Genomic DNA, 9,901 nt, shown 5'->3' with positions numbered 1-9,901 from the left:
TGGTGAACTCCGGCAACATTTGCCTTGAGCCACAGTGTTCGCAACCATATTCGCAACGCTTGAGACACGCGACATGGCCACCCGGCCAGCGACACGCTGCAAAGCCCGCGATTATATCCATTTCCCTCTTCCATGCCCAATATTCGTTCCAGCATCGACAGCGATATCGCTGCAATTACCTCCATTTACCAACACCATGTGCTGCACGGCACGGGCACTTTCGAAATTGACCCGCCGTCTGAAACCGACATGGCTGGCCGCCGCGCTGATGTACTGGCGCGCGGCCTGCCCTGGCTGGTGGCAGAGAAGGACGGCGAGGTGCTCGGGTTTGCCTACGCAAACTGGTTCAAGCCCCGCCCGGCCTATCGGTTTTCGGCCGAAGACTCCATCTATATTGCCGAAAAAGCCCGCGGCATGGGCCTGGGCCGCAAGCTGCTGGCCGAGCTGGCGGTGCAGGCCGAGGCGGCCGGTGTGCGCAAGCTGCTGGCCGTGATTGGCGACTCTGCCAACGCGGGCTCGATTGGCGTGCACCGGGCGCTGGGTTTTACCGATGTGGGCGTGATGCGCTCCATGGGTTGGAAGTTCGGCGCCTGGCGTGACATTGTGCTGATGGAAAAAATCTTGGGCGCAGGCGACACCACGTCGCCAGAATGATCCCGTGCGGCCCGCCGCTGCCCGGGTTGCTAGCCCTGCAGCGGGGCCGCCTATTCAATGTGGCGCGGCACGACGAGGAATAATGCGCCCATGAAAAACAAAACCGTGGCGGCCTGGCTCGCCTTCCTGGGCGGGCCGCTGGGCCTGCACCGCTTTTATCTGCACGGCCTCACCGACATGCTCGGCTGGCTGCTGCCCATACCTACCGCGCTGGGCATCTACGGCATTCAGCGGGTGCAGGCATTGGGCCAGGACGACCACTACAGCTGGGTATTGATTCCGTTGCTTGGCTTCACCATCGCGGGCTGCGCATTGCAGGCCATCCTGTTTGCGCTCAAGACCCCCGAAGCCTGGAACGCGCGCTACAACCCCACTGCGGCGCCCGACGCAGCCCCTGGCCGGACCCAATGGATCACCATTGGCGCCATCGTGGTGTCGCTGCTGTTTGGCACCACGACGCTGATGGCCAGCCTGGCTTTCAGCTTTCAGCGGTATTTTGAGTACCAGATCGAAGAAGCCCGAAAGATATCGCAGTAGTGCCCACGCGGCGGACCACCGTCGCAGACGGACAGACGACAGACAAGCGCCCCAATGAATTTTTATTCAAATGGGGCGTTAGCGCTTATCCAGACGGCGCAACCAGCTATACATTAAATAGCAATCGCCTCACGCCAGCGGCACCTGCATCAGAAGATCTGCAGGCTGATCCAGTAGGCGACTGCCGCCATAAACGCGCTGGCAGGGATGGTCAGAATCCACGTCCAGATGATGTTGCCCGCGACCCCCCAGCGCACCGCACTGGCGCGCTGTGTGGAACCCACACCCACAATGGCGCCGGTAATGGTGTGCGTGGTGGACACCGGAATGCCCAGCATGGTGGCCATGAACAGCGTGATGGCGCCGCCCGTTTCGGCGCAGAAGCCGCCCACAGGCTTAAGCTTGGTGATTTTCTGGCCCATGGTCTTTACGATGCGCCAGCCACCAAACATGGTGCCCAGGCCGATGGCGGCATAACAGCTCACGATGGTCCACACGGGTGGCGATGCATCGGACGCCGCCGTGTAGCCCGTGGCAATCAGCAGCAGCCAGATGATGCCGATGGTCTTTTGCGCGTCATTGCCGCCGTGGCCCAGGCTGTACGCACCGGCCGATACCAGCTGCAGCCGGCGGAACCACTTGTCCACCCGGCTAGGGCGCGCGCGGCGAAAGATCCATGCCACCGCCACCATCATGAGCGAGCCCAGCAAAAATCCGAGAAGGGGCGACACGAAGATGAACGCCACCGTTTTCAAAATACCGGACGAAATCAATGCACCCGCACCCGCCTTGGCGATCACCGCACCCACGATGCCCCCGATCAGCGCGTGCGACGAGCTGCTGGGGATGCCGTAGTACCAGGTGATCACGTTCCAGCTGATGGCGCCCACGAGGGCGCCAAACACCACGTGCGTGTCGACAACGCCGGGCTGGACAATGCCTTTGCCCACGGTGGCCGCCACGCTCAGGTGGAAGACGAAGATGGCGATGAAGTTGAAAAATGCTGCGAACAGCACCGCCTGCCCCGGCTTGAGCACCCTGGTGGACACCACCGTGGCGATCGAATTGGCGGCGTCGTGAAACCCGTTCATGAAGTCGAACAGGATCGCCAGCGCCACGAGCATCACCACAACCCACAGGGCCGTTTGTACGGTTTCCATGCTGATCAGCCCGCGGGAATCAGGAGTTCTCGAGGACGATGCCCTCGATGCAATTGGCCACGTCCTCGCACTTGTCGGTGATGGTCTCCAGCAGCTCATAAATGGCCTTGAGCTTGATCACCTCGCGCACATCGGGCTCCTCACGGAAGAGCTTGCTCATGGCGCTGCGCATCACGCGGTCGGCGTCGGATTCGAGCTTGTCGATTTCCTCGCAGGTCTTGAGCGCCGCCTCGGCCACGGCCGGGTCGGCGATCTTGTCGAGCAGCTTCACGGCATCGCGCAGGCGCTCGCAGCACTTGAGGCTCAGGTCCGTGAGACGGGTGATCTCTTCCGTCATGTGGCGCACGTCGTACAGCGCCATGGTCTCGGCCGAGTCTTGGATCAGGTCGGCCACGTCGTCCATGGTGTTGATCAGCGTGTGAATCTGCTCGCGGTCAATGGGGGTGATGAAGGTCTTGTGGATGGCCTTGTTCACCTCGTGCGTCACGCGGTCAGCGGCACGTTCTGCGTTGTCCACGTCCTGGTTGTACTTGTCGCGCAGATGCTGGTCGTTATAGTTGGCCACCAGTTGCGAAAAGGCCCGGGCGGCCTCCACGATGCGGTCCGCATGCTGGTTGAACATTTCGAAAAAGTTGCCCTCGCGTGGCAACAGCTTGGCAAACAGCATGGGAGCTCCTGGATCGGGGTCATATTTCTGAAAAATGACAAAATCATGTCATTTACATGACTATTTTGTGACTCTCGGAGTTTAACCCTGCGCCCCGACAGGGCCGCCCCCTTGTTCCTCGCACCTGCGTCTGGTTCGGCGCCCTTCCTCAAGCTCCGCGAAAAATGAAATACACCGCCCCCACCAGGCACAGGCCCGCCCAGAGGTAGTCCCATTTCAGGGGCTGCCCCATGTAGAACACCGCAAAGGGAACGAATACCGCCAGCGTGATCACCTCTTGCATGATCTTGAGCTGCCCCACGTTGAACTGCGTGTAGCCAATGCGGTTGGCAGGCACCTGCAGAAGGTACTCAAACAGCGCAATGCCCCAGCTGATCAGGGCAGCGATATACCAGGGCGATGTGGCCAGGCTCTTGAGGTGGCCATACCAGGCGAAGGTCATGAAGACGTTACTGGCCACCAGCAACAGGATGGTCTGGAGAGAAATGGGCAAGGATTGCAGGGCAGTCATGGTGGTGCCTGGGGAACGTGAAACAAGCAGGGGGCCCGGCGCAGCCAAGAAGGTACGCCAAGTACGGATTATGAATAAAAATGGGCTCTAGCGCTTGATACGAAAGCGCTGACAGCTATACAAAACATAGCAAACCATGCAAGCAGGTCCAGGCACTTTTGCCCCTGCCGCCCCTGCGCTGCGTGAATCAGCCACAGCGTCAGCCCGGTCCTACGGCAAGGCGCCATGCGGGACCACAGGCGCCAGACCTTGTGACCCCTAAATTGGAATTTCGCTGCGCGCGCGGGGCTTTCCAAAGTTCTCAAGACATCCATCAAGAGAGTTTCAAGAGGATCTCACGCGCGAACTGTCCGTTTTTATCCTTCACCGACCCCAAGGACCCCGATCGATGCCCCCCTCTTTCCGCCTTCTCCCCGTGGCCCTGGCCGTCGCTTGCGCTGCCGTCAGCGCACAGGCACAGACCACCAACTCCTCCAACGCACCCGCTCGCGCAGATCAATCCTCTATCGTGCCGTACACGCAGGACGGCTATGTCGGCATCAGTGGCGGCCGCTCCAAATACGACCTGAACACCGGGCCCGCAGGCCTGGGCTCAGACACGTCCGGCAGCCCGCTCAAGCTCACTACTGGCGGGTTCTTTCACCCCAATATGGGCGTGGAGTTTGGCTACTTGAACGCTGGCAAAGCGCACCGTCTGGGTGGCGACACCAAGGCGCATGGCTTCAACCTGAGCCTGGTCGGCCGCGCACCTTTGAGCGAGCAGTTTGACGTGTTTGGCAAGGTGGGCACCACCTATGGCCGCACCCGCACCTCCGGTGTCATGGGCACGGGCGTGCAGACAGGCAAAGAAGACGGTTTCGGCTTGTCCTACGGAGTGGGCGCGCGCTGGGCCTTTACACCGCAATGGGCCGCCGTGGTGGAATGGGAAAACCACCGCTTCAAGTTCTCGGACGGCGATGCCGACGTAAAGCTGACCACGGTGGGTCTGCAGTACCGCTTCTAAATCTGGGCAATGCGCAGATAAAGAAAAGCGAATCAAAAAAGGGCGCGATCCGAGAGGTTCGCGCCCTTTTTTAGGGATGCCTGAGCCTGTCTTGCAGCCCGGCTCAATGCATGGGTTTACTCGCCCAGGTAGGCAGCACGCACCTTCGGATCGTTCAGCAGCAGCTGGCCAGGGCCGGACATGGTGATCAGGCCAGACTCCATCACGTAGCCGCGGTCGGCAATGGCCAACGCACGGCTGGCGTTCTGCTCCACCAGCAAGATCGTGACGCCCAGGGCGTACACATCGCGCACCACTTCAAAGATCTTGTCCACCATGATGGGCGACAGGCCCATGGAGGGCTCGTCCAGCAGCAGCACCTTGGGCTGGCTCATCAGCGCACGGCCCATGGCCAGCATTTGCTGCTCGCCGCCGGACATGGTGCCGGCCAGCTGGTCCTTGCGTTCACGCAGGCGCGGGAAGATGGTGAACATCTTCTCGATGTCGGCCAGGATGCCCGCCTTGTCGCGGCGGATGTAGGCGCCCATCTGCAGGTTTTCGGTGATGGTCATGCGCGCAAACACGCCACGGCCTTCCGGCACCATCACGAGGCCTTTTTTGACGAGGTCCCACGCGCCCTTGCCCTTGATGCTCTCGCCCAGGTACTCGATGCTTCCATCACCCAGTGGCAGCGTGCCGGTGATGGCCTTCATGGTGGTGGTCTTGCCAGCGCCGTTGGAGCCGATCAGCGAGACCAGCTCGCCTTCGCGCACTTCAAAGTCCACGCCCTTGACGGCCTGGATACCGCCGTAGGCCACTTTCAGGCCCTTGACCTGCAGCAGTACCTTGTTGGATTTTTCGGCCATTCTCAATGTCCTCCGGTGCCCAGATAGGCCTCAATCACTTTTTCGTTCTTCTGCACGGTGGCAGGCGTGCCTTCGGCGATCTGCTTGCCGTAGTCGAGCACCGTCACGCGGTCGCACAGGCCCATCACCAGCTTCACATCGTGTTCGATGAGCAAGATGGTGCGGTTGTCGTTGCGGATGCGGTCGATCAGCTCGCGCAGCAGTACCTTTTCAGTGGCGTTCATGCCCGCAGCGGGCTCGTCCAGGGCGATCAGCTGCGGGTCGGTAGCCAGGGCACGGGCGATCTCCAGGCGGCGCTGGTCACCGTAGCTCAGCGTGCGCGCCTTGTAGTCGGCAAACTTGCCGATGCCCACGTACTCAAGCAGCTCTTGGGCGCGCTTGGCGATGGCCGCTTCTTCTTCCTTGAAGCTTTTGGTGCGCAGCACAGCCCCCAACAGGCCCGATTTGGTGCGAATGTGCCGACCGACCATCACGTTTTCAAGCGCCGTCATGTCCGAAAACAGGCGGATGTTCTGGAAAGTGCGTGCAATGCCGGCCTTGGCCACTTCATGCACGGCTGTGGGCTCGTAAGGCTTGCCCGCCAGCTCGAAGGTGCCGCTGTCCGGCGTGTACAGGCCGGTGATCACGTTGAAGAACGTGGTCTTGCCCGCACCGTTGGGGCCGATCAGGCCATAGACCTGGCCACGCTCAATGGTGATGCCCACGTCCGAGAGGGCTTGCAAACCGCCAAAGCGCTTGGAAATGCCGGCAACCCGCAGCACCACATCGCTGGCTGATTTCTGAATGTTCTCTGCCATGTTCTAACTTTCTGCGGTGTTCAGGTCTTCTGCGTGAGGCTCTTGCCATGGTCGGGCGCAGGCCACAAACCACGGGGACGCAACAGCATGATGATGATCATGGCCAGCGCAATCAGCAGCTGGCGCAGGATGGCGGAGTCCAGACGGCCGTCGGTCATGGCCTGCAGCGGGCCTGCCACATAACGCAGCACTTCGGGCAGGGCCGACAGCAGCACGGCACCCAGAATCACGCCGGGGATGTGGCCGATACCGCCCAGCACCACCATGGCGACGATCATGACCGACTCCATCAGGCTGAACGACTCGGGCGACACGAAGCCCTGGAAGGCACCGAACATCGAGCCCGCCACGCCACCAAACGAAGCACCCATACCGAAAGCCAGCAGCTTCATGTTGCGGGTGTTGATACCCATGGCCTTGGCGGCAATTTCGTCTTCACGGATGGCCATCCAGGCACGGCCGATGCGCGAGTCTTGCAGGCGGTAGCAGATGATCACGGAAATCACCACCAGCACCAGGAACAGGTAGTAGTACAGCGTCACCGAGCTGATGTCGAAGCCAAACAGTTCCAGGCGCTTGCCCAGGTCCAGCCCGAAAATCTTGACCGAGTCGATCTGGCCCAGGCCCTTGGGGCCGTTGGTCAGGTTGGCAGGATGGTCGAGGTTGTTCAGGAAGATGCGGACGATTTCACCGAAGCCCAGTGTCACGATGGCCAGGTAGTCGCCACGCAGCTTGAGCGTGGGCGCCCCGAGCAGCGCCCCGAAGAACGCCGCTAGCAATGCCGCCAACGGGATGACCAGCCACAGCGAGGTGTGCAGCCCGTTAGGGAACATGGCGGCAAAGGCCGCAAAGTTGTCTGCAAGGTGCGGCGAAGCCATCAACGCAAACAGGTAGGCGCCCACGGCGTAGAACGCCACGTAGCCCAGATCCAGCAGGCCGGCGTAGCCGACCACGATGTTCAGGCCCAGTGCCAGAAGCACATACAGCAGAGCCAGGTCGGCAATGCGAACCCAGGCGTTGCCAAAGTATTGCAGGATCAGCGGCAGCACCAGCAGCGCGATGGCGCCGAGGATCCAGTTGGTTTTGGTGTTCTGTATCTTCATGGTGTGGGGCTCCTCAGGCGCGGTCGGCCACACGCTCACCCAGCAGGCCCGAGGGGCGCAGCGTCAGGATGATGATGAGCACGATGAACGCAAAGATGTCGGTGTAGTGGCTGCCCAGCAGGCCGCCCGTCAGGGTGCCGATGTAGCCCGATCCGATGGCTTCGATGAGGCCCAGCAAAATGCCGCCCACCACCGCACCCGCCAGGTTGCCGATACCGCCAAACACCGCCGCCGTGAAGGCCTTGAGGCCTGGCAGGAAGCCCATAGTGTGCTGCGCTGTACCGTAGTTAGACGCGTACATGATGCCCGCCACCGCCGCCAGAATGGCGCCGATGATGAAGGTCGCAGAAATCACCATGTCGGGCTTCACACCCATTAGCGAGGCTACGCGGGGGTTCTCGGCCGTGGCGCGCATCGCGCGGCCCAGGTTGGTGTGGTTGACCAGGTACATCAGCGAGGCCAGGGCCACTGCCGTCACGCCCAGAATCAGGATCTGCGTGGGGGTGATGTAAGCGCCACCGATTTCAAACGGTGCGCTGGGCAGCATCGTTGGATAAGGCTTGTAGTTGGGCTTCCAGATGATCATGGCCAGCGTCTGCAGCAAGATCGACATACCAATGGCAGTGATCAGGGGAGCCAGGCGCGGGCTGTTACGCAGCGGCCGGTAGGCCACTTTTTCGATCACAAAGTTGAGAGTGGCGGCCACGATGCAGGCAATGATGGTGGCCAGCAGCAGGATGAGCCAGCCGGGCGCGCCGGGCATGGCAGCTTGCATCATTCCAATACAGCTCCAACTGGTCAGAGCGCCGATCATCAGCACCTCACCGTGGGCAAAATTGATCAGTTGAATAATGCCGTACACCATGGTGTAGCCCAAGGCTATCAAGGCGTACATGCTGCCCAGTACCAGACCGTTGATGATCTGTTGCAGCAAAATTTCCATAAGAGAAGTCCTTCGTTTGTGACGTACCCACCGCTTTGGCACCGGAATCGGTACAGCCTTGTGGGCCCGACTGGCATCTAGCAAAAAACCCGCCAGAAATGCAGCTGTGCGGGTTTGTGGACGGGATTGTAGCGAGTAGTCACAAGCGCCCCCGTTCAAGCTGGGCGGGGTTTTCCCTCGGGTTTCGCCCCCTATCAGCGGGCAACGCAATTCATAAGAAAACTTGATGCACACAGGAAAATTGATGTGCAAACTTATTACCTGAACCATGCCAAATCGGCATAAGGCGGCAAAAGGACTTTCTGGTGCGACCGCGTCGGACCGACGGATCAGGATTCCTCGTCAAAGTCTCCGCCCTGCCCTGCGGATGCATTGCGCTCCCGCAGGCCGCGCATCTTCTGCGCGATCTTGATCTCCAGCCCCCGCTCCACGGGTTGGTAGAACGCGGGATCAGGCATGCCTTCCGGCAGGTAGCTCTCCCCTGCTGCAAACCCACCCTCTTCGTCGTGCGCGTAGCGATAGCCCTTGCCGTAGTCGAGTTGTTTCATCAGCTTGGTGGGCGCGTTGCGCAGGTGCATAGGCACCGGGCGGGTTCCGTCTTGCTTGACCCACGCACGTGCGGCGTTGTAGGCCTTGTAGACCGCGTTGGACTTGGGCGCCACAGCCAGATACACCACACATTCGGCCAGAGCCAGTTCGCCCTCGGGCGTGCCCAGTCGCTCGTACACCTCGGTCGCGTCCAGAGCCAGGCGCAGCGCGCGGGGGTCGGCCAAGCCGATGTCCTCGCTGGCCATGCGCACCAGGCGCCGCGCCATGTAGCGCGGGTCGGCACCGCCGTCGAGCATTCGCACCAGCCAGTACAGCGCGGCATCAGGGTCGGAGCCGCGCACGGATTTGTGCAGCGCACTGATGGTGTCGTAGAACTGCTCGCCGCCTTTGTCGTAGCGGCGCATGCGTTCGCCCAGCACTTTGAGCAGCCAGGCATCGGTGATTTCGTCCAGCTTCTCCTGGGTGGCCGCCATGGCCAGGGTCTCGAGCGTGTTAAGCAGGCGCCGGGCATCGCCATCGGCATAGGCCACCAGGCGGTCGATTGCTACATCTTCGATAGCTGGCAGCGCTTTCTCCGCCTGCGCCAGGGCCACTATTTGCTTCAAATCCTGTTCGGACAGCGGCTGCAACACGTACACCGCAGCGCGAGACAGGAGTGCGGAGTTGACCTCGAAAGACGGGTTCTCGGTGGTCGCGCCAATGAAGGTAAACAGGCCTGATTCCACATGCGGCAAGAAGGCGTCCTGCTGGCTCTTGTTGAAGCGGTGCACTTCATCCACGAAGACGATCGTGCGCTGCTGCATCAGCCCGTCACGTGCGGCCTCGGCGCGCTCCACCGCTTCGCGGATGTCCTTGACCCCGCCCAGCACGGCGCTGATGCTGATGAACTGCGCGTCGAACGCATCGGCCATCAGGCGTGCGATGGTGGTCTTACCCACACCCGGAGGACCCCAGAGGATGCAGCTGTGCGGGCGGCCCGATTCAAAGGCGAGGCGCAGCGGCATGCCCGGACCCAGCACATGCTGCTGCCCGATCACCTCGCCCAGCGTGCGGGGCCGCAGGCGCTCGGCCAGGGGCTGGTGGGCCGAGGGGTGGGCCTGGGAAGGTGCTGCGGAGGCACTGCGTGCTGCCA

At 61.4% G+C, this 9,901-nt stretch carries 11 protein-coding genes; 3 read left to right on the top strand and 8 right to left on the bottom strand.

The features are described from left to right. Positions 1–132: 132 nt before the first annotated feature. Together ACK4OE_RS23850 and ACK4OE_RS23845 are read left to right on the top strand one after the other, a co-directional pair. A complete protein-coding gene (locus tag ACK4OE_RS23850; RefSeq protein WP_409888768.1) occupies positions 133–654 on the top strand; it encodes an N-acetyltransferase family protein in 522 nt (173 codons plus the stop codon). A 90-nt stretch (positions 655–744) separates the two neighbouring features. Next, the gene (locus tag ACK4OE_RS23845) at positions 745–1,191 is read left to right on the top strand and encodes a hypothetical protein (RefSeq protein ID WP_409888766.1); all 447 of its coding nucleotides are present in this window, start codon (positions 745–747) and stop codon (positions 1,189–1,191) included. 149 nt (positions 1,192–1,340) lie between these two features. On the opposite strand, the gene ACK4OE_RS23840 is transcribed toward ACK4OE_RS23845, so the two are convergent. From ACK4OE_RS23840 to ACK4OE_RS23830, 3 genes are all read right to left on the bottom strand, one after another. After that, a complete protein-coding gene (locus tag ACK4OE_RS23840) occupies positions 1,341–2,351 on the bottom strand; it encodes an inorganic phosphate transporter (protein ID WP_409888764.1) in 1,011 nt (336 codons plus the stop codon). A gap of 19 nt (positions 2,352–2,370) precedes the next feature. After that, the gene (locus tag ACK4OE_RS23835; protein ID WP_409888762.1) at positions 2,371–3,018 is read right to left on the bottom strand and encodes a DUF47 domain-containing protein; all 648 of its coding nucleotides are present in this window, start codon (positions 3,016–3,018) and stop codon (positions 2,371–2,373) included. 148 nt (positions 3,019–3,166) lie between these two features. Continuing rightward, positions 3,167–3,529 (bottom strand): DMT family protein, encoded by a 363-nt coding sequence (locus tag ACK4OE_RS23830; protein ID WP_409888760.1) that lies wholly within the window; start codon positions 3,527–3,529, stop codon positions 3,167–3,169. Between the two features lie 388 nt (positions 3,530–3,917). Between ACK4OE_RS23830 and ACK4OE_RS23825 the strand changes: the two genes are divergently transcribed. Continuing rightward, positions 3,918–4,532, top strand: coding sequence for an outer membrane beta-barrel protein (locus tag ACK4OE_RS23825; protein WP_409888758.1), 615 nt, complete (start codon positions 3,918–3,920; stop codon positions 4,530–4,532). A 116-nt stretch (positions 4,533–4,648) separates the two neighbouring features. On the opposite strand, the gene ACK4OE_RS23820 is transcribed toward ACK4OE_RS23825, so the two are convergent. From ACK4OE_RS23820 to ACK4OE_RS23800, 5 genes are all read right to left on the bottom strand, one after another. Next, positions 4,649–5,377: an ABC transporter ATP-binding protein gene (locus ACK4OE_RS23820; protein WP_409888756.1), complete on the bottom strand. Its 729-nt coding sequence runs from the start codon at positions 5,375–5,377 to the stop codon at positions 4,649–4,651. A 2-nt stretch (positions 5,378–5,379) separates the two neighbouring features. Further along, complete coding sequence (locus ACK4OE_RS23815; RefSeq protein ID WP_409888754.1) at positions 5,380–6,174, bottom strand: ABC transporter ATP-binding protein; 795 nt, start codon at positions 6,172–6,174, stop codon at positions 5,380–5,382. A 20-nt stretch (positions 6,175–6,194) separates the two neighbouring features. After that, positions 6,195–7,277, bottom strand: a complete 1,083-nt coding sequence (locus tag ACK4OE_RS23810) for an ABC transporter permease subunit (RefSeq protein ID WP_409888752.1) — start codon at positions 7,275–7,277, stop codon at positions 6,195–6,197. Positions 7,278–7,290: 13 nt separating this feature from the next. Beyond that, complete coding sequence (locus ACK4OE_RS23805) at positions 7,291–8,220, bottom strand: branched-chain amino acid ABC transporter permease (RefSeq protein ID WP_409888750.1); 930 nt, start codon at positions 8,218–8,220, stop codon at positions 7,291–7,293. A 329-nt stretch (positions 8,221–8,549) separates the two neighbouring features. Then, positions 8,550–9,842: a replication-associated recombination protein A gene (locus tag ACK4OE_RS23800; RefSeq protein ID WP_409888770.1), complete on the bottom strand. Its 1,293-nt coding sequence runs from the start codon at positions 9,840–9,842 to the stop codon at positions 8,550–8,552. Positions 9,843–9,901: the final 59 nt, after the last annotated feature.

The sequence above is a fragment of the Acidovorax sp. genome (assembly GCF_046314175.1).
In the GTDB taxonomy this organism is placed as follows: domain Bacteria; phylum Pseudomonadota; class Gammaproteobacteria; order Burkholderiales; family Burkholderiaceae_C; genus Acidovorax.
The sequence above is the reverse complement of the archived record's forward strand: the minus strand, read 5'-3'. Positions and strand labels throughout refer to the sequence as shown.

What these genes read in the sequence shown, in the direction of transcription:
- ACK4OE_RS23850 (WP_409888768.1), top strand. Translation starts at nt 133, where the DNA reads ATGCCCAATATTCGTTCCAGCATCGACAGCGATATCGCTGCAATTACC.
- ACK4OE_RS23845 (WP_409888766.1), top strand. Translation starts at nt 745, where the DNA reads ATGAAAAACAAAACCGTGGCGGCCTGGCTCGCCTTCCTGGGCGGGCCG.
- ACK4OE_RS23840 (WP_409888764.1), bottom strand. Translation starts at nt 2,351, where the DNA reads ATGGAAACCGTACAAACGGCCCTGTGGGTTGTGGTGATGCTCGTGGCG.
- ACK4OE_RS23835 (WP_409888762.1), bottom strand. Translation starts at nt 3,018, where the DNA reads ATGCTGTTTGCCAAGCTGTTGCCACGCGAGGGCAACTTTTTCGAAATG.
- ACK4OE_RS23830 (WP_409888760.1), bottom strand. Translation starts at nt 3,529, where the DNA reads ATGACTGCCCTGCAATCCTTGCCCATTTCTCTCCAGACCATCCTGTTG.
- ACK4OE_RS23825 (WP_409888758.1), top strand. Translation starts at nt 3,918, where the DNA reads ATGCCCCCCTCTTTCCGCCTTCTCCCCGTGGCCCTGGCCGTCGCTTGC.
- ACK4OE_RS23820 (WP_409888756.1), bottom strand. Translation starts at nt 5,377, where the DNA reads ATGGCCGAAAAATCCAACAAGGTACTGCTGCAGGTCAAGGGCCTGAAA.
- ACK4OE_RS23815 (WP_409888754.1), bottom strand. Translation starts at nt 6,174, where the DNA reads ATGGCAGAGAACATTCAGAAATCAGCCAGCGATGTGGTGCTGCGGGTT.
- ACK4OE_RS23810 (WP_409888752.1), bottom strand. Translation starts at nt 7,277, where the DNA reads ATGAAGATACAGAACACCAAAACCAACTGGATCCTCGGCGCCATCGCG.
- ACK4OE_RS23805 (WP_409888750.1), bottom strand. Translation starts at nt 8,220, where the DNA reads ATGGAAATTTTGCTGCAACAGATCATCAACGGTCTGGTACTGGGCAGC.